Source organism: Acinetobacter sp. A47 (assembly GCF_000805455.1).
In the GTDB taxonomy this organism is placed as follows: Bacteria; Pseudomonadota; Gammaproteobacteria; order Pseudomonadales; family Moraxellaceae; genus Acinetobacter.
The window spans coordinates 70887-88996 of record NZ_JSUS01000012.1 but is presented as its reverse complement, the minus strand read 5'-3'; the positions used below and the strand labels follow the sequence as shown (position 1 = coordinate 88996).

Below are 18110 nucleotides of genomic sequence, written 5' to 3'. Positions count from 1 at the left end.
ATTGGTGTATTTTCTTAAAAAATAATGTGATAAGTCCTGTTCTGTCCTTATCTTCTTATCCATAAGAATCTTTGATTTCTTACTTTACATCTATTTTTGCCAGGCAAAAATTCATTGATTTTTACAGATTATACTTTTTATTGATTGAACGTTCAATCAATAAAAAGTATGATAAAAAAATGTTATGATGCTCTACATTGAGAAATGTTGAATAAAAAGCACCGTGGCTGGGCTTTAAATGGATAAGCATGACAAAGCGTAGAGTAAAACCGGAACATGTACGGCGTGAAGAAATCATTAACGCCGCATTTTATGTAATTTCTGAAGTGGGGTTATCCAATACCACCCTGGCACAGATTGCAAAAAAAGCCGAGCTATCGACCGGTATTGTGAGTCATTATTTTGGTGACAAACAAGGTTTGATCAATACCTGTATGCAGGAAATGCTTAACGTTTTACGTCAGAAAACTGAACAGTATAAAGCGCAAGCAGATACGCATCCGGAAAGCCAGATCAGGGCGATTATTGATTCGAACTTCGATATTAGCCAGGTGAACAAACAAGCCATGCGGGTCTGGTTAGACTTCTGGTCTGCCAGTATGCACTTACCCGAACTTGGACGTTTACAACGGATTAATGATCAACGCCTGTATTCCAACCTGAAACATTATTTCCTCATGTTGGTCGATGATAAACAACAGGCAAGCATTGCCGCCCGCGGACTGGCGGCTTTGATTGACGGATTATGGTTACGTGGCAGTTTAAGCAGTCATGACGAGTTTGACAGCCAGCTGGCACGTTCCATTGCTTACGATTATGTAAAAACGCAATTGCAATTTGCGAACAAGCCTTTGCAGGAGAAACAGAATGAGTGATGCACAAGTTCATCAATTGTATATCCACGGACGTTATGTCGCAGCGACCAGTGGTAAAACATTTACCAGTATTAACCCTGCCAACGGTGAAGTGATCGCAACACTTCAACAAGCCTCACAACAAGACATTGAAGCGGCTGTTCAAAGCGCACAACAAGGCCAGAAAATCTGGGCGGCCATGACCGCAATGGAGCGTTCACGTATCCTGCGTCGTGCCGTTGACATCTTGCGTGAACGTAATGATGAACTAGCCCGGCTCGAAACCCTCGATACCGGTAAAGCCTATAGCGAAACATCGACTGTCGATATCGTGACCGGTGCCGATGTACTCGAATACTACGCAGGTCTTGCAACCGCCATTCAGGGCGAACAGGTACCCCTACGTGAATCAAGCTTCTTCTATACCCGTCGTGAACCACTCGGTGTAGTGGCCGGTATCGGTGCCTGGAACTATCCGATTCAAATCGCACTATGGAAATCTGCCCCTGCCCTGGCTGCGGGTAATGCCATGATTTTCAAACCAAGTGAAACCACACCACTGACTGCATTCAAACTTGCTGAAATCTATACTGAAGCGGGTGTTCCGGACGGCGTATTTAACGTGGTACAAGGGGCAGGTCGTGACATTGGTCAATGGCTGACAGAACATCCGGTGATTGAGAAAATCTCGTTCACAGGTGGTGTCGAAACCGGCAAGAAAGTCATGGCCAGCGCCGCAGGTTCAACCTTGAAAGAAGTGACCATGGAGCTTGGTGGTAAATCGCCACTGATCATCTGTGAAGATGCCAACCTTGACCGTGCTGCCGACATTGCCATCATGGCCAACTTCTTTAGTTCGGGTCAGGTGTGTACCAACGGTACCCGCGTATTTGTACCTAAAGCCATGCTTGCCGATTTTGAAGCTGCAATTGTGGAACGGGTAAAACGTATCCGTATCGGCGATCCAATGGCTGAGCAAACCAATTTTGGCCCGCTGACCAGCTTCCCGCATATGGAAAAAGTATTGTCATTTATTGAGTCTGGCAAGCAGCAAGGTGCAAAACTGCTGATCGGCGGTGGCCGTGCCACTGAAGGTGAGCTGGCTAAAGGTGCTTATGTATTACCGACCGTTTTCAGTGACTGTCAGGATGATATGGCGATTGTACAGGAAGAAATCTTTGGCCCGGTGATGAGCATTCTCAGCTATGAAACCGAGGAAGAAGTGATTCGTCGTGCCAATGCAACCGACTTTGGTCTGGCTGCGGGTGTGGTGACTCAGGACATCACCAAAGCACATCGCATCATTCACCAGCTTGAAGCCGGTATCTGCTGGATCAATACCTGGGGTGAATCGCCTGCAGAAATGCCAGTGGGTGGCTATAAGCAATCCGGTGTGGGCCGCGAAAATGGCTTGACCACACTGGGTCATTACACCCGCATCAAATCGATTCAAGTTGAGTTAGGCGAGTATCAAAGCATTTTCTAATGCACTCCCCTTTCACCCTCAAGATTAACCCTAGGTGCCATGCCTTCAGCTGATTGCATGGCAACCTCCAGAATACCAAAGGGATAACGATGAATACTCAAGCATACGATTACATTATCATTGGCGCAGGATCTGCCGGAAATGTGCTCGCCACACGTCTGACCGAAGACAAAGACGTGACTGTTCTATTACTGGAAGCTGGCGGCCCTGACTACCGTCTGGATTTCCGTACCCAGATGCCAGCCGCTCTGGCCTTCCCGTTACAAGGCCGCCGTTATAACTGGGCCTATGAAACCGACCCTGAACCGCACATGAACAATCGCCGTATGGAATGTGGACGCGGTAAAGGCCTGGGCGGTTCGTCCCTGATTAACGGGATGTGCTATATCCGTGGTAATGCCATGGATCTGGACCAGTGGGCAACCATGAAAGGTCTGGAAGACTGGACCTATGCCGACTGCTTGCCATATTACAAGAAAGCCGAAACCCGTGATATCGGGGGGAATGACTACCACGGCGGTGATGGCCCTGTGTCAGTAGCAACGCCTAAAAACGGCAATAACGAGCTGTTCCATGCCATGGTTGAAGCTGGTGTGCAGGCAGGCTATCCACGTACCGATGACTTAAATGGCTATCAACAGGAAGGTTTCGGCCCAATGGACCGTACCGTTACTCCAAATGGCCGTCGTTCAAGTACCGCACGTGGTTATCTGGACATGGCCAAGGGTCGTCCAAACCTGACCATCATCACGCACGCCACCACCAACCGTATCCTGTTCAATCAGAAACAGGCGGTGGGTGTGGAATACATTATTGGTGCAGACAAAGCCAATATGAAACAGGCACAAGCCAAACGTGAAGTGCTGCTCTGTGCAGGGGCAATTGCCTCGCCACAAATCCTGCAACGTTCAGGCGTAGGTGAAAGCACCTTCCTGAAATCGATGGACATCGACGTTGTACATGATTTGCCAGGTGTCGGTGAAAACCTGCAAGACCATCTGGAAATGTATTTGCAATACCAGTGTAAAAAGCCGGTTTCACTCTACCCAGCCCTGCAATGGTATAACCAACCTATGATTGGTGCCGAATGGTTATTCAATGGTACCGGCGTTGGTGCAAGCAACCAGTTCGAGGCAGGCGGCTTTATCCGTAGCTCGGAAGAATTTGACTGGCCAAATATCCAGTATCACTTCTTGCCTGTGGCGATTAACTATAACGGCAGTAATGCAGTGAAAGAACATGGCTTCCAGGCCCACGTCGGTTCAATGCGTTCCCCGTCACGTGGCCGGGTCAAGCTGAAATCAAAAGACCCGTTTGAGCATCCAAGCATCCTGTTCAACTACATGTCGACCGAACAGGACTGGCGCGAGTTCCGTGATGCGATCCGTATCACCCGCGAAATCATGGCACAGCCGGCACTTGACCCGTATCGCGGTGAAGAAATCAGTCCGGGTAAACATATCCAGACCGATGCCGAACTGGACGAGTTTGTACGTAATCATGCCGAAACCGCATTCCACCCTTCATGTAGCTGCAAGATGGGTGAAGATGAAATGGCGGTGGTCGATGGTCAAGGCCGCGTTCACGGCGTACAAGGTTTACGTGTGGTCGATGCCTCTATCATGCCATTAATTATTACCGGTAACCTGAATGCCACCACCATCATGATGGCTGAAAAAATTGCCGATCAAATCCGTGGCAAGAAACTGCCTCGTTCGACTGTAGGTTATTACAAAGCGGGTACAACTCCGGCACGCAAAGCCCCGTTACGTCCAATACAATAATTTACAAGGAAGCGATTCCTTTGGCGGAACCCGGAGTTGCACTTCGGGTTTCTCTTTATTCAGGGAGAAATGATGAAAAAAAACGTATTCGTAATTGTACCCTTGGCTTTTTATATTCATGGCACCCACGCAACTGAAGCCAGCTCACCTTACTCGGCCAATATCACGGCGGCCAGCCAATACGTTTCACGGGGTTTCCAGCAAACCTGGGGCAAGCCAGCATTACAAGGTGGACTGGACTACAACCATACCAGTGGTTTTTATGCCGGCACCTGGGCATCGACCGTAAGTGATCATTTTATACGGGATGCCACAGTCGAATGGGACGTGTACACGGGTTATAGCCGTACCATCGGGGATTTTACTGTCGGTACTAAAGTGGCCTATTACTATTATCCGGGTGCAAAAACCACCGCCGATACAGGTCACAGCCGCTTTGACTACGGGGAAATCATTCCTGAAATCAGTTATGGCCCACTCAGCGTAAAATATGCCATTACCTATACCCAGGATTATTTTGGCAATAATTCAGATACGCTGGGCATAGGAAACAATAAACATTCTCGTGGCTCAGGTTATCTGGATGTGAACTGGTATCAGCCCATTACTCAAGGCTGGTCAGTCAATGCCCATTACGGCAATCAGCGCATCAAAAACTTCTCGGCAGCCAACTTTCAGGATGCCAGTTTTGCAGTGAACAAAGAATTGCCATATAACCTGTCCGGCAGCCTGACCTATAGCAAAGCCTGGGATAAAGACGGTTTTTATCAGCAATATAGCAATGGTAATCCCAATGCCAAGGTCTCAAATCCGATTGATTCTACCGTGACATTCTCACTGACCAAGACCTTTTAATCAGGTCAATATCAATCAAAGCTCAATAAAAAAAGCCGCTACACTGACAGCGGCTTTTTTTATTTGCACTGTTAAGACTTGATCAGTTCAATACCTGAACCGGTACGTTTTGGATCAATCAGAATTTTGGCATGTTGCTCCGGATCACGTAAGGCTTCAAAGGCATGACTCACCCCTTCCAGCCCCACCACACCGGTGATCAGCGGCGAACAATCAACCTTACCTTCTGCAATCATATGCAGGGTGTCACGAAACTCCAGCGGGGTATAACCCAGCACATACTGGATTTCCAGTTCCTTATTGATCGCCAATGCAGGTTCAATCTTGTCGCTTTGCATACAGACACCCACGCCAATAATCCGTGAGAACAGCGGTGCGCCCTCCAGAATCTGCTGCATGATGCCAGCCACCCCCACGCACTCAAAAATCACCGGACGTTTCGGTAGTACCCCGAGTTTATCGCCGACACGCATGGCATTGACCCAAGGGAGTGAGTAAGTCTGAACCTTGTCAAAAATCCCCATACCCATATTAATCGCTTCGGAGACATTGCCCAGTAAGCCCAGCTCTTTCCAGTTACTAAATGGCGACTGCTGTTGTGGATCAATCAGGAGATCTGCGCCACATTGCTCGGCCAGACGACGACGGTTCGGCGAGAAGTCACTGGCAACCACGGTTTTGACACCTGCCGCCTTGAGCATAAGGATTACCCCCAGACCAACAGGGCCACAACCGATCACAATAGCGGGTTCATTTTTCTTGATCCGGCTACGACGTACCGCATGCAGGGCAACAGCCATCGGCTCAGTCAAGGCAGCTCGATCTGCATCCAGACCATTTGGTACGGCAAACATCAGGCTGGATTGCACCAGTACCTGCTCGGCATAGCCACCAGAAGCACTCGGTGACAGCCCGGTCGGCATATAACCTTGCGGATCGACATTTAATAAAGGCATGGCACAAACCAGCGTATCTGCTTTCAGTTTACGTCGTGTTTTTGGGCCGTAATCCAAGACCTTGCCACAGAACTCATGCCCGAACACCAGCTTGTCCGAGGACTTTGCTACCCCGTTAAAACCGACACGTGCTGCCAGATCATGCATGTGATCACAGTGATGCTGCATGTGTAAATCCGAACCACAAATCCCGCAGCGGACTACTTCTAATAACACCTGCCCCTTTGCGGGTACCAGTTGTGCACTGTCTTGCAGTTGCAACTCAGCATTGTGACAAACCAGAGATTTCATAGGTTACTTTCCTTTTTTGTTTTATTCCCATTGTTCAGCTTGAGCATCTCGGTCTGTTGCAATGCCAGACGAACAACATACGCCTCAATCCTGACAAGGATAATTGTCAAAAACCATGACCTAAACATCAATATCTCGCAGCAACAAAGTCAGACCCTTGATAATCGCCAACGCATTAAAAAAATTTTAAAAATTATTCTCTTTGAAGTTCAAATAGATGAATCGAAATTCTCAAAAAACAGCTCTGATTTGATGAAAACGATCAAATTTAAGCCTTGCATTTAATAGTGTCCTTATGACAATATATATTTACTGGCTTTAAGCCACTATATAAGAGAAATTCAACATGACGATTCAACTTATGACCGCTCAAGCCAATGTTGCCATCGAGTTTTTGCAGTTTTCAGGTGGTGAACGTCATATTCAACTGCAAGCTGAGCTATTAAACCAGTTACAGGCCGACACCCAGATCAAGGCCTCACTGCATAACAGTAGCGATGTGATGGATTATCTGTTGCTGGAAAATGTGTTGCTGGAGCAAGGCACTCGCCTTTCGGTGGAAATCCCTTATTTTCCTTATGCACGTCAAGACCGGATCTGTGCACAAGGTCAGGCTTTTTCACTGGACTTAATGACCAGATTATTGAATAGCAACAGCGAAAAATTTGCTGGGCAACGTCAGAAAATTGTGGTGTGGGATTGTCATAGCCCCGTGACCCTTGCACTATTACGCAAAAATACCCGCTTTCAAGAAGTGATCAATATCGAACCGATCGAGATCATCCAGCACAGCCCTGCCCTGATGCAGATTTTAAGTGCCGACAACAGCGTACTGGTCTGCCCAGATGCCGGTGCAATACAACGCACGCAAGCGATTGCCAACGGTATCAATCCGCAACGCCAACAGGACATCGAAGTGATTCGCTGTGAAAAGCAACGCGACCCAAGCACAGGAAAAATTACAACAACGGCGGTAGATAGCCCTGATTTGACAGGAAAAACAGCCGTGATCACCGATGATATTTGTGATGGTGGTGCAACCTTTATGGGTATTGCCAGACAACTTCGCAGCCTAAACTGCCAGAACATTATTTTGTATGTCACGCATGGCATTTTTAGCAAAGGTCTGGCGGTCTTTGATGGCTTGGTTGATCAGGTCTTTACCAGCAATAGCCTGCCACAAGCAGAAACAAGCAAACTCAACATCATCAATTTTCAAAATTAAGCTTTAAAGCACGAGGCCAATAACAATGAGTATTAAAATTAACCCGCTCAATGCAATTGATTTCTACAAAGCAGATCACCGTCGTCAGTATCCAGTGGGAACCGAGTACGTCTATGCCAACTTTACTCCGCGTTCATCACGTCTGGCCAAAATGCTGCCTGATTTTGATGACAAGATTGTGTTCTTTGGTTTGCAAGGCTTTATCAAGCACTTCCTGATCGAAACCTGGAATGAGGGCTTCTTCAATCAGCCTAAAGCCAAAGTGGTGGCAGCCTATCAACGCCGTATGGACAATGCCTTAGGTGAAGGTGCAGTGCCGGTCGAGCACATCGAAGCCTTGCACGACCTCGGCTATTTACCATTAAAAATTAAAGCTTTGCCAGAAGGTAGCCGGGTCAATATCAAGGTGCCGGTATTGACCATTATCAATACGGACCCGAATTTCTTCTGGTTAACCAATTATATTGAAACCGTGCTCAGTGCCGAGCTATGGAAAAGCTGTACCACCGCCAGCATTGCCTATGAATACAAACGCTTGTTAACCCAATATGCAGAAAAAACCGGTGCACCCTTAGACTTTGTTCCGGTTCAGGGCCATGACTTTAGTAGCCGTGGCATGAGTGGCATTTATGATGCAGCCCAGTCAGGCGTGGGTCACTTGACCAGTTTTATCGGGACAGATTCTGTCGCTTCAATTGACTATGCCGAAGAGTACTACAATGCCACAGGTATCGTAGGCGTTTCAGTGCCTGCCACAGAACACAGTGTGATGTGCATGGGCAGTGAAGAACGTGAAATCGAAACCTTTAGACGCCTGATCTGTGAGCTGTATCCTGCCGGTGTGGTCAGTATTGTTTCAGATACCTGGGATTTCTGGCGTGTGATTACTGAATTTAGTGTGGAACTAAAGACAAAGATTTTGCAACGTAAACCGAATGCGCTCGGACTCGCCAAAGTGGTGTTCCGTCCTGACTCAGGTGATCCTGTGAAAATTATCTGCGGTGATCCTGAGGCAGAGCAAGACAGTCCTGCTTATAAAGGTGCAGTGCAATGTTTATGGGAAATTTTTGGCGGAACCGAAACAGCGCAAGGCTATAAAGTCCTTAACGAGCGTGTCGGTTTGATCTACGGCGACTCGATTACCCTGGAGCGTGCACAAAATATCCTAAAAGGACTGCAAGCTAAAGGTTTTGCTTCCAATAATCTGGTGTTTGGCATCGGGAGCTACACCTATAACTATCTGACCCGCGATAGCTTTGGTTTTGCCGTCAAAGCCACTTGGGGGCAAGTCAACGGTGTTGGGCGTGAACTGTTCAAAGACCCGGTAACCGACTCAGGGGTTAAAAAATCAGCCAAGGGTTTATTACGGGTTGAACAGACCGAGAATGGTTTTGAGTTATTTGATCAGCAAAGTGTTGAACAGGAGAAGATGGGTGCACTGCAACCGGTATTTGAAAATGGCCAATTGTTAAGAGAATGCTCGCTTGATCAAATTCGAGAAAGATTGGTCTAAGCAAAACTCTCTATGATTAAAATATATCCAGTGATTAGATACTCGGAAAAGTCATCCGCAACCTGAACAAGCCAAAGCGACTAAAGCTTTGGCGCAGTGCAAGATAAATGAAATGAATAGTTAAGCGCTTAAGCAAAGCTTTCGCCTTGCGGTACGGCAAAGATTATCAATCTTTGCTATCTCGTACCTCAGGTTTTGCCTACTTTTGCCAAAACAAAAGTAGGTCGAGCCTGAACAAACTAAAGCGATTAAAGCTTTAGTGAAGTGCAAGACGTAGTGGCTTATCCTAAAATATGATGAGAACCCAATAAGACTCCGCTATGATATTACTTTATTCCGATTTCTTAATATTTCTATGAGTAAGGAAACTATCCATACCTCCGAACAGGAATACCTTGCCCACTATCAAAAAACAGACTATGACACCCCGCTATTTACGGTCGATATGGCAATTTTTTCTGTGGCAAACGGTCAACTGCAGGTGCTAATGATCCAGCGCTCCAACTTTCCAGAAAAAGGCAAATGGGCCCTTCCCGGCGGCTTTGTCGATTTAAAAACCGATCCGGATTTAATGGCAACAGCGCAGCGTAAACTGCTGGAAAAAACCGGGATTCAAACCCCTTATCTGGAACAGGTTGAAACCATTGGCAATCAGTATCGTGATCCACGCGGCTGGTCCATTACTGCTTTATATTTTGCCCTGATTGATTTTGAAAAATTTGCAATTCAACCCAGCAGCAACACAGAACATAGTCAATGGCTGACAGTCGATCAGGCATTACAGCTAGATTTGGCCTTTGATCACAAGCAGTTACTGCAGCTGGCATTTGAGCGCCTGTGCAACAAAACCCGGTACACCACTTTGCCAGTCAGCTTGATGCCAGAAGTCTTTACCCTAACCGAATTACAGAATATTTATGAAATTATTTTAGGGCATAGCTTAGAAAAAAAATCATTTAGACGTCGTATGCAGGAAGCTGGCGCGGTTGAGGAAACAGGCCAGCACAAAATTGTCGGCAAGCGCCCGGCCCAGCTATTCCGCTATGCACTCGAGCATTATCATTTTACTTTTCCACGAATGCTGGAAACACCACGCAACCTGGCAGAACCTGAAAAGAGCTAAGGCAGAACCTTAGCTCTAAACGCTTATTTCCAGGTCTGGCGAATCATGTCTACTGCTTTTTCAGCAATCATGATGGTCGGTGCATTGGTATTGCCATTGACCACGGTTGGCATGATCGAGGCATCGATTACACGTAACCCATCAACGCCATACACTTTAAGCTCAGGGTCAACCACCGCCATCTCATCGATGCCCATCTTACAGCTACCAACCGGATGATAAACCGTATCCACACGCTGGCGTAAAACCTCGCGAATTTCATCGTCGGTTTTTACGTTGGCGGTGAACATATCTTCCTTGATTTTGTCTTGTAAAGCAGGTGCCTGCATCAACTTTTGCGTGACTTTATAACCATCGACCAAATCTTGAAGATCCTGTTCATCTTCCAGGAATTTAAGATCAATCAGAAGCGGATCATCTACATGTTTACCGCTGAGCTTGACCGAACCGCGCGCCCGTGGATTCAATAAACAGACATGGCATGAAATTCCATGCCCCATATGAATAGTCCGCGCATGGTTATCTACCACAGCGATCACGAAGTGCAATTGCAGGTTCGGTTTGTCTAACTCAGGGCGGCTTTTTAAGAAACCGCCACATTCTCCATAATTGGTCGTGAGCAAACCACGGCGCTCTTTACGGTAACGCCCTACCTGTTTATACAGGTCCAGACTACCGCCCATTGACACCCCAAAGGTGCCATCCATCAGTTTGGTTTTATAGGCAAAGATAAAGTCCGGATGGTCATGCAGGTTTTCCCCCACTCCTGCAAGCTCTTTAAGCACTGGAATGCCGTGCTTTTCCAGTTCCTGACGTGGCCCGATACCAGATAACATCAGAATATGCGGTGACTGGAAAGCTCCCGCCGATAACAACACTTCCTTGTTGGCTTTAACGATAGTGGTCTGGCCTTTATGCTTATACTCAACCCCCAGTGCACGGCCATTTTCGATCACAATGCGTGAAACTTTGGCTTGCGTAATCACATGCAGATTTGGCCGTTTTCCAATATAAGGAAATAAATAACCACGTGCCGCACTCCAGCGCTCACCTTTTTTCTGGGTGACCTGATAAACGCCCAGCCCTTCTTGTTCAGCACCATTAAAATCATCATTCAGTGGATAACCCACCTGTTTTGCCGCTTCGATAAAAGTTTGCTGATAGGGATTATCTGAAAGTAAGTCACTGACATTTAATGGACCATGCTGACCATGATATTCATTATGGATACGTTCGTTATGTTCTGATTTCTTGAAATACGGCAGTACATCTTCATATGACCAGCCTGTATTACCCAAAGCAGCCCAATGATCATAGTCACTACGATGTCCACGAATATATACCATGGCATTGACTGCAGAACTTCCACCAAGACATTTACCACGTGGCTGATAACCTCGACGACCATTCAGGCCTTTTTGAGGAATGGTTTCAAAAGCCCAGTTATTAATTTTAGTGGGAATACTGATAACTGCGGCGGCTGGTGTATTCACAAGCCAGCTATTACCCTCTCCACCGGCTTCTAATAAACATACCGAAATATTCGGGTTCTCTGTTAATCGTCCAGCCAGCACCGAACCTGCCGAACCACCACCTATAATTACAAAATCAAAAGCTGTTTGTGTCATCTCAATACTCTGTTTTTTCTTTTTAAAAAGCGGCAATAGTATGCCAAAACTGGCATTTCAATACTGTTATCGTTGTATAAACAAGTTAGTATATAAAACACAAATTAACGTGATCTCAACCAAACCACAAGTGTCAAATGACGCTGATCACATGCAATAAATCGCAAGTCTGCAGAATCAGGAAACAGAGTCTTTCTCCAGTTTTTTCTGTTTTAAATATTCAGCATGCTGTCGGTCTGTTTTCCAAGACAGCTCCAGTACTTCTTTTTCTATACGATAACGAATTATTTTTTTCATCGGACTCATCACTTCTTGGTTAAAACCTTTTATATAATTTAACCAGGATTTACCACGGCATACATTTTCAGGCATTACTATTTTAAATTCACTCCGTGCGGTAAATACAACAACTGAATGGAGATGTTCAGGCGCCAAAACATCATTTAAAACCATTTCCAGCACCTTGCTATGTTTATAGTTCTGATGCAAAGCATTTTGAAATTTATAATTTCTTTACTCACTATTTTTGTCTTGCATTGCATTGCATTGCATTATTTTGAGCTCAACACTCAAAAACAAATAAAAATATATCTTTAATATTATCCCTAAATTTATTTTTATAAAAATATTTTTTATACCGACTCAAGCATTTATCTTTCTATATTCATTATAAATTAAGATTAAGCCTCCTATAAATATAAAGAATAACCCACATAACTTTAATCCATCTATTTTTCTAATCTCCACTCCTAAAAATCCAGTACCATCAACCACCGTTGCAAAAATCATTTGCCCCAAGAATACCCATAATAATGTATTTGTTACTCCTATTTTAGGTGCAGCAACAAACATACATAAGATATAAAGAGATCCAAGAAATCCTGGGAGCCACATCCACCAAGAAGCTTGCTGATATAATGGTGGCTTGATACCTCCATCAAGAATGAATGCAATAATCAGTGATACGATTGCTCCCCCCATATAAAGTACGAAAGTTGATTGGATTTGAGAAGCACCACTTGAATTTCGAAAAGCACTTATCATTGCGAGCTGTAAGGGAACAATTATCCCGCCCAATAAACTGATAAAGACATAACTAATGTTGTGCATAGTAATTTTCTCTTTTTTTATTTCTAGTTTAATCATAGTTTAAATTTGATACCTAACCCATCATTTTAGCTCTCTATTTTTTAATAGAACAGGCCAAAATATACATTTTGCTTAACTTTAAATTGACAAATATATCAAATAAAAAATTAAATAATTTTATTAAAACAAACTTTTTAAATAGCTCAATATAATTTACTGGATGAAAAATGAAGACTCTCATTACCAAAGGTTGTCATACAGACCAAGGTGGCATAGTACAAGAATCAGAAAATTCATTTTTAGTTGAAGGTATACCCGTACATATTGAAGGTATGAAACATTTTTGTCCTAAATGCCAAGCAATGGTTTCTGCACAATCATCAGGACGAGGCTTCTTACAGGCTGCTGGTAGAACAATTATCATGGCTGGTGATAAAGCTACCTGTGGAGCCACATATAAGCCAAACCAAAACCTTGTTTTAAGGGAAGTAGGTTCTAGCTCTGGATCATCTGTAAGTGAAACTGCCGTGAGTAATTTCATCAATTCAGGAACAACCAAAATTTTTGATGAACAAGTTGCAGCACATTTCAGTTTCGCAGAAGGTATGCCCTACTTTATAGAAACAAATGACGGGAGAACGTATCAAGGTACCATCGGAGCTGATGGACGATTACCACGTATTGAAGATGTAGAACAAGGCTCATATTCACTATATCTGGGCGAGCAAGCACTTGAACGGAGTTCGACCTAATGCCAGTAAATCAGACAGCAACAGTCAAAACGAATCCTAAACGTGGCTCAGTCGCTTCTTGTAGTATGGTTGGAATTGCCCCAGTGACCTTTAAAGAATTATGGGCAAATTATGTAGAAGGTACACCTTATAAGGTTAGAGGCAGCATTCCTAAAGGTTTTGAAAATCAGTGCGCCATTCGCATGAGTGCGACTCTACATAAGGTCGGCGTTAAGATGAGCACTTTCTCACAGAATTATATTAAACCCGAAGGTAATGCACCTACCCTCGGACGTATCCTACTGGATGGTAAGGCAACAGCCACACGCGCTAATGAAATGTCCAAATGGTTAGAGACTCGTCCAGTTTGTGGAATTGGGCCGGCGCAGAACATCACGGGATCAAATTGGAAAGATAAAGTTAAAGGCAAAACAGGAATCATCTTTTTTGGCGACTATTGGCCAAGAGATGGTGAAAGTTCAGATGCTGCAAGTGGTGGTCATATTGACCTGTGGAATGGTAGTTCAATGACACCTAATATTGCATCAACACTTAGATTTACACTTGGGATTAATAGCCTTAATCTATATTTCTACAGATTATCAGATTTAAATCAGGCTAAAAAAATTATGTTTTTCGAGGTGAGATGATGAGATTTATATCTGCCATTTTAGGGATGATACTCGCATTTATGCTGTCGGTCTTTGCTCAAATGTTAATGTACAAAATGACAGGCCGTTATTACGCTACTGAAACTGCGTCAGGCACATACAGTTACGTGCATTTTGGCATAATTTTCCTTACACCTTTTTGGGGACTGTTCTTCGGTTGGAAATATTGGAGTACCAGACATATTTCATATCTTTGGTTCTTCCCTATTTATTTATTTCTAATATATTTATTTCATTGGTACTCTGCAACTTATGCAGGTTATCCCTTTTTTTGATTATATTGATATTAAGCAACTTTCTAAACTAGAGTGAATAATAAAAAGAACCTTAATGGCTTATTTAAAAAAATTTTGTTTTATAGATAAAACAATCAAGAAAATAATATATCTACTTTAAGTATCATTCTTATAATAATTATTTTTCGGTCTATCATTAATCTATAAACTCATGATTCCTAATGCATTTTTCAAACCAAAGGGGATAGGTACAATCCAACTTTTGGGAAAGTTATATTTTCGTTTGGATTAGTAGGTTTAATTATAGCTACGGGCTCAACTTAAGCTATTGAAAAACTCCAGACGTAAAAAAACCGCTAAATTAGCGGTATTTTATCTCATCTTTAAGATGATGGTCGGAGCAGTAGGATTCGAACCTACGACCCCCTGGTCCCAAACCAGGTGCACTACCAGGCTGTGCTATGCTCCGAGTGTGGGGTGAATGATGGGGCTCGAACCCCACAGAATTAAAAATAAAAGATATAAGAATTAATAACTTAAAAAATTAGAGAATTAAAAATAGGGTTTTTTGGGATGGTTCTGTATTTTTCAGCTCTTTATGGCCATACTTTTTTAAAGATTAGAAGAACCTCGATCCCCCCATGGAAGTGGAGTAATAAGGTAATAAAAAAAAAGTACCTAAAAAAATTCAGGTACTTATAAAAAATGTAGGAAGTAATTTTTTTGTGATTTTATTTCTCGAGATTACCCTTGATATATCTGTTAATTTTTGACAAATAGTCCGGCATATCCTCAGCAATTAATTTTCCATAATGCTTATAGATCATTGAGGTATCGGTATGGCCAAGTTGCTCGGCAATCCATTCCGGAGGAACTTGGCCACTTGATAAAAGCTGGCTGGCAAACGTATGTCGTCCTTGGTTGATCCCGCGCTTCCTTACTTTGGCCTTGGTGAGATGCTTTCCCCATCTATAACGTAATTCATGATATTCAAAATGCTGGTTTCTTTCCTTGTTGAGCCATACAAACCGTAATCGCTCAACTTTATAACTGTGATTATCTCGCTGTAGAACTTCAATCAAAGTGGATCTAGCATTGCCGGTCTTTTGATACTGTAATCTCAATGCATCAAGTGCCGGTTGCAATAATTTAATCTCCCGCTTTCTCCTTCTATTTTTCGTTACCCGATATACACCTCTTACATAAGATCGATTTATTTTGATTGTTCCTTTATCGAGATCTATGTCCTCCCAAGCAATAGGAATTTGCTCTGACATTGATAAGCCAGTCCAAAACAAACACGGTAATAAGTTTTCGATATCCAGATCTGTTTCAGTACCTAAAACCTTACTAATCTCTGCTTTCGTAAATGGATCTGGTTCTGGAGTATCTGCTTGATGAATAGTTATATTCTGAAATGGATCAAAGGCAATCTTATTATCATCTCTCCAGACAGCGTGAATTTGTGAGAACCTGGTGACGATCTCCCGGATAGTTTTACTGCTATAAGTCTCTTTTAAGAGTTTGATCCACTTTTTAACCTGTTTAGTCTCAATTTCTTCCGGATGCAATTTTCCCCATTTCGGATTAATGTGATTTTTTACATGGCTTTCATAAGCAGCATAGGTGCTTGGGGCGACGTCCTTTTTGATTTCCTCTAAATAAATCTGGGAATAAAAAGATATCTGGTTTTCCTTTAAATTTTTTGAATTAGGGAAATGCCTTGCAAGATCAAACTTCCCCATTTTTATTTCAAGTGTAATTAATTCAGCCCAACGTAATGCCTGTTCTTTATTCTCGACACTCATTGGCCAATCAATTGGCTCTTTAATTTGCTTACTCTGATAGTTGATCCACATTCGCATGCTATTGCCACGAAACTCGATACCTGCAGACATAAATTTTCCTGATTTAAACTTAAAAATATTCTAAAAAAAATGCGCCCCATTTAGAGGCGCATCGAAGGTGTCAGAAAATTAGAATGGAAGGGGCTCTTGATCTGAACTGAACATTTCCTCGTGCTGTCTGTGCTCCAGTTCAGCCTCCAGTGACCTTTTTAGAAACTTATCTTTTGTCTTAGCAAACAGAAATATTAGATCATCAGTTTCAAGATCTGTAATGGCATGACCTTTGAACTCTCCATAGAATATATGTGTCGGATATCGACATGACTCCGCGAAAACAGCCAATTCCTCCATAGTTTGAATACTCTGGTGCTCTACAATTGTTTTAAGCAAATCAAATGTCGTATAGCAATCAGTTACTGCACTATGAGCCTCTTTTAAGTGCTCACGCATCTCCCCCTTATCAGGGCTTATATGGTAAGCCAGAGCAGATAAAGTATGCGTTTCTAAGGTTGGCCACAATCTTCTGGCCATTGCCAGAGTACAAATCGAGTGAAACTTATCAGGTAGGATGTAGTCCGTCTTTTTTACTGCGTCGACATCATAATCGATGTTATGACCTATTAAGTGAGTAGTATCTAGACCTGCAGGAAATCTGAAACTGGTAGATCGAGGACAGTCCTCTAAATCTTCATCAAGAATATGATGTGTCGCCATGGCACCCAAACTGATAGGTTCACTTGGTTTAAACCGGCCAAAATCATGGCCAGAGTTTAATAATCTTAATTCACCTTCAAAAATAACAACTTCTAAAGCTGCAGCTTCAATAATTTCACCATAGAGCTTATTCGTTTCAGTATCAAAAATTAAACCTCTTTGCATATCCATGATTTAAGCTGCCTTCATATTCATTTTAAGATTTAAAATTCTGATCTTCGTATGAACAGAAAATATGCCACGATCCAAGACTTCAGCAATATATGGGATTGGCATATTCTCCTCCATCATTGAGCAAAGCACATTAATTTCGCAGTCCCACCATCCACCGGTTGTACGACGAAATGGTTGACGTGGACGGCCAATTTTTTTCTTATAATCGTTCATTGATTTACTCCATTTATTTGGAGAAACTCCAATGTTTCTAAACTGTATGTATAATTATTAATAGTCATACCTACCTCCGATAATGAAAAAATTTCGGACAGTTCAGGATCTTCATCTAATCCTTTCTGAACTCTTTTTTTTGTAGCATGTAGTTCTTCCATTAATGCTTCTACTTGTTCCATATTCAGATTTAAGGGATTTTGCCCTACTTTAACGATAATCGGTTCGAGTTCGTAAGTCATGATTATCCCTCCACCTGTACAGGGATGTACTCAAAGTCATCTCCACTCACATAACTTTCAAACCATAATTTAGTAATTTCAAAACAATCGCTCCCCCATCCTTCTTCTTGGAATATAGTATTAATTCCCCATTTATAGGGTGGGTAGCCAACACTACGTTTTCCTTCAAAACATGCATAAAAAACATCACGGGCAATCATTTTCAGCATTACTGCAACAATATCGCCATTATTTTCATTAAGACGATCTTTATGACCAGACCAAAAATTATTGTGCTCATGGAGTTCATCATCTGTACATTTAATTACAATGGTGAACTCTAAATCGCATACATCACTAAATTTGTCATATTTGACTTGGAATGTACGGGGTTCACACTGTAAATAAGCAGGAATTTCCGCTTGTGTTGTTTCTACGTTAGAATCGCTGCGCATAATTGCTTCTCCTAGTGGTTGTGTGACACATACATGAGTGGCAG

General features: G+C 43.2%; 17 protein-coding genes, 1 tRNA gene and 1 pseudogene. 9 read left to right on the top strand and 10 right to left on the bottom strand.

The genetic code is table 11. The features are described from left to right. The first annotated feature begins 248 nt into the window (after positions 1–248). The 4 genes from betI to OC23_RS04295 all read left to right on the top strand — a co-directional run bounded on the left by betI (position 249) and on the right by OC23_RS04295 (position 4979). Positions 249–875, top strand: a complete 627-nt coding sequence (gene betI, locus OC23_RS04310) for a transcriptional regulator BetI (protein WP_038343052.1) — start codon at positions 249–251, stop codon at positions 873–875. Then, positions 868–2340, top strand: a complete 1473-nt coding sequence (gene betB / locus OC23_RS04305; protein WP_038343051.1) for a betaine-aldehyde dehydrogenase — start codon at positions 868–870, stop codon at positions 2338–2340. The genes betI and betB overlap by 8 nt, the downstream gene beginning before the upstream one ends. A gap of 89 nt (positions 2341–2429) precedes the next feature. After that, positions 2430–4124 (top strand): choline dehydrogenase, encoded by a 1695-nt coding sequence (gene betA / locus OC23_RS04300; protein ID WP_038343050.1) that lies wholly within the window; start codon positions 2430–2432, stop codon positions 4122–4124. A 72-nt stretch (positions 4125–4196) separates the two neighbouring features. Then, positions 4197–4979, top strand: a complete 783-nt coding sequence (locus tag OC23_RS04295) for a TorF family putative porin (RefSeq protein ID WP_038343049.1) — start codon at positions 4197–4199, stop codon at positions 4977–4979. A 71-nt stretch (positions 4980–5050) separates the two neighbouring features. On the opposite strand, the gene OC23_RS04290 is transcribed toward OC23_RS04295, so the two are convergent. Next, complete coding sequence (locus tag OC23_RS04290) at positions 5051–6226, bottom strand: zinc-binding dehydrogenase (protein ID WP_038343048.1); 1176 nt, start codon at positions 6224–6226, stop codon at positions 5051–5053. A 346-nt stretch (positions 6227–6572) separates the two neighbouring features. On the opposite strand from OC23_RS04290, the gene OC23_RS04285 reads away from it, so the two are divergent. From OC23_RS04285 to OC23_RS04275, 3 genes are all read left to right on the top strand, one after another. After that, positions 6573–7451, top strand: coding sequence for a phosphoribosyltransferase family protein (locus tag OC23_RS04285; protein WP_038343046.1), 879 nt, complete (start codon positions 6573–6575; stop codon positions 7449–7451). A gap of 25 nt (positions 7452–7476) precedes the next feature. Beyond that, on the top strand, positions 7477–8964 hold the full coding sequence (locus tag OC23_RS04280) for a nicotinate phosphoribosyltransferase (protein ID WP_038343045.1): 1488 nt from the start codon (positions 7477–7479) through the stop codon (positions 8962–8964). Between the two features lie 355 nt (positions 8965–9319). Beyond that, the gene (locus OC23_RS04275) at positions 9320–10087 is read left to right on the top strand and encodes an NUDIX hydrolase (RefSeq protein WP_038343044.1); all 768 of its coding nucleotides are present in this window, start codon (positions 9320–9322) and stop codon (positions 10085–10087) included. Between the two features lie 23 nt (positions 10088–10110). On the opposite strand, the gene OC23_RS04270 is transcribed toward OC23_RS04275, so the two are convergent. From OC23_RS04270 to OC23_RS04260, 3 genes and pseudogenes are all read right to left on the bottom strand, one after another. Continuing rightward, the gene (locus tag OC23_RS04270) at positions 10111–11715 is read right to left on the bottom strand and encodes a GMC family oxidoreductase (protein WP_038343241.1); all 1605 of its coding nucleotides are present in this window, start codon (positions 11713–11715) and stop codon (positions 10111–10113) included. Between the two features lie 177 nt (positions 11716–11892). After that, positions 11893–12228, bottom strand: a pseudogene (locus OC23_RS04265) (nuclease-related domain-containing protein); the annotation flags it as partial. A gap of 129 nt (positions 12229–12357) precedes the next feature. After that, complete coding sequence (locus OC23_RS04260; RefSeq protein WP_038343240.1) at positions 12358–12825, bottom strand: DMT family transporter; 468 nt, start codon at positions 12823–12825, stop codon at positions 12358–12360. Positions 12826–13031: 206 nt separating this feature from the next. On the opposite strand from OC23_RS04260, the gene OC23_RS04255 reads away from it, so the two are divergent. Continuing rightward, a complete protein-coding gene (locus OC23_RS04255) occupies positions 13032–13556 on the top strand; it encodes a PAAR domain-containing protein (RefSeq protein WP_038343042.1) in 525 nt (174 codons plus the stop codon). Beyond that, positions 13556–14185 carry a type VI secretion system amidase effector protein Tae4 gene (locus OC23_RS04250; protein WP_038343041.1) on the top strand — a complete coding sequence of 210 codons (630 nt, stop codon included), beginning with the start codon at positions 13556–13558 and terminating at the stop codon, positions 14183–14185. The genes OC23_RS04255 and OC23_RS04250 overlap by 1 nt, the downstream gene beginning before the upstream one ends. Before the next feature lie 649 nt (positions 14186–14834). Here the strand turns inward: OC23_RS04250 and OC23_RS04240 are convergent. The 6 genes from OC23_RS04240 to OC23_RS04215 all read right to left on the bottom strand — a co-directional run bounded on the left by OC23_RS04240 (position 14835) and on the right by OC23_RS04215 (position 18066). Next, a tRNA-Pro gene (locus OC23_RS04240) sits at positions 14835–14911 on the bottom strand. Between the two features lie 262 nt (positions 14912–15173). Next, the gene (locus OC23_RS04235; RefSeq protein WP_038343037.1) at positions 15174–16340 is read right to left on the bottom strand and encodes a site-specific integrase; all 1167 of its coding nucleotides are present in this window, start codon (positions 16338–16340) and stop codon (positions 15174–15176) included. Between the two features lie 78 nt (positions 16341–16418). Next, positions 16419–17174, bottom strand: a complete 756-nt coding sequence (locus OC23_RS04230; protein ID WP_038343035.1) for a 3'-5' exonuclease — start codon at positions 17172–17174, stop codon at positions 16419–16421. Between the two features lie 3 nt (positions 17175–17177). Further along, positions 17178–17390: a hypothetical protein gene (locus OC23_RS04225; protein WP_052209139.1), complete on the bottom strand. Its 213-nt coding sequence runs from the start codon at positions 17388–17390 to the stop codon at positions 17178–17180. Beyond that, positions 17387–17632: a hypothetical protein gene (locus OC23_RS04220; RefSeq protein ID WP_038343034.1), complete on the bottom strand. Its 246-nt coding sequence runs from the start codon at positions 17630–17632 to the stop codon at positions 17387–17389. Before OC23_RS04220 ends, OC23_RS04225 begins: the two co-directional genes overlap by 4 nt. 2 nt (positions 17633–17634) lie before the next feature. Then, the gene (locus tag OC23_RS04215) at positions 17635–18066 is read right to left on the bottom strand and encodes a DUF2528 family protein (RefSeq protein ID WP_038343032.1); all 432 of its coding nucleotides are present in this window, start codon (positions 18064–18066) and stop codon (positions 17635–17637) included. Positions 18067–18110 lie beyond the last annotated feature (44 nt).

What these genes read in the sequence shown, in the direction of transcription:
- betI (WP_038343052.1), top strand. Translation starts at nt 249, where the DNA reads ATGACAAAGCGTAGAGTAAAACCGGAACATGTACGGCGTGAAGAAATC.
- betB (WP_038343051.1), top strand. Translation starts at nt 868, where the DNA reads ATGAGTGATGCACAAGTTCATCAATTGTATATCCACGGACGTTATGTC.
- betA (WP_038343050.1), top strand. Translation starts at nt 2,430, where the DNA reads ATGAATACTCAAGCATACGATTACATTATCATTGGCGCAGGATCTGCC.
- OC23_RS04295 (WP_038343049.1), top strand. Translation starts at nt 4,197, where the DNA reads ATGAAAAAAAACGTATTCGTAATTGTACCCTTGGCTTTTTATATTCAT.
- OC23_RS04290 (WP_038343048.1), bottom strand. Translation starts at nt 6,226, where the DNA reads ATGAAATCTCTGGTTTGTCACAATGCTGAGTTGCAACTGCAAGACAGT.
- OC23_RS04285 (WP_038343046.1), top strand. Translation starts at nt 6,573, where the DNA reads ATGACGATTCAACTTATGACCGCTCAAGCCAATGTTGCCATCGAGTTT.
- OC23_RS04280 (WP_038343045.1), top strand. Translation starts at nt 7,477, where the DNA reads ATGAGTATTAAAATTAACCCGCTCAATGCAATTGATTTCTACAAAGCA.
- OC23_RS04275 (WP_038343044.1), top strand. Translation starts at nt 9,320, where the DNA reads ATGAGTAAGGAAACTATCCATACCTCCGAACAGGAATACCTTGCCCAC.
- OC23_RS04270 (WP_038343241.1), bottom strand. Translation starts at nt 11,715, where the DNA reads ATGACACAAACAGCTTTTGATTTTGTAATTATAGGTGGTGGTTCGGCA.
- OC23_RS04260 (WP_038343240.1), bottom strand. Translation starts at nt 12,825, where the DNA reads ATGCACAACATTAGTTATGTCTTTATCAGTTTATTGGGCGGGATAATT.
- OC23_RS04255 (WP_038343042.1), top strand. Translation starts at nt 13,032, where the DNA reads ATGAAGACTCTCATTACCAAAGGTTGTCATACAGACCAAGGTGGCATA.
- OC23_RS04250 (WP_038343041.1), top strand. Translation starts at nt 13,556, where the DNA reads ATGCCAGTAAATCAGACAGCAACAGTCAAAACGAATCCTAAACGTGGC.
- OC23_RS04235 (WP_038343037.1), bottom strand. Translation starts at nt 16,340, where the DNA reads ATGTCTGCAGGTATCGAGTTTCGTGGCAATAGCATGCGAATGTGGATC.
- OC23_RS04230 (WP_038343035.1), bottom strand. Translation starts at nt 17,174, where the DNA reads ATGGATATGCAAAGAGGTTTAATTTTTGATACTGAAACGAATAAGCTC.
- OC23_RS04225 (WP_052209139.1), bottom strand. Translation starts at nt 17,390, where the DNA reads ATGAACGATTATAAGAAAAAAATTGGCCGTCCACGTCAACCATTTCGT.
- OC23_RS04220 (WP_038343034.1), bottom strand. Translation starts at nt 17,632, where the DNA reads ATGACTTACGAACTCGAACCGATTATCGTTAAAGTAGGGCAAAATCCC.
- OC23_RS04215 (WP_038343032.1), bottom strand. Translation starts at nt 18,066, where the DNA reads ATGCGCAGCGATTCTAACGTAGAAACAACACAAGCGGAAATTCCTGCT.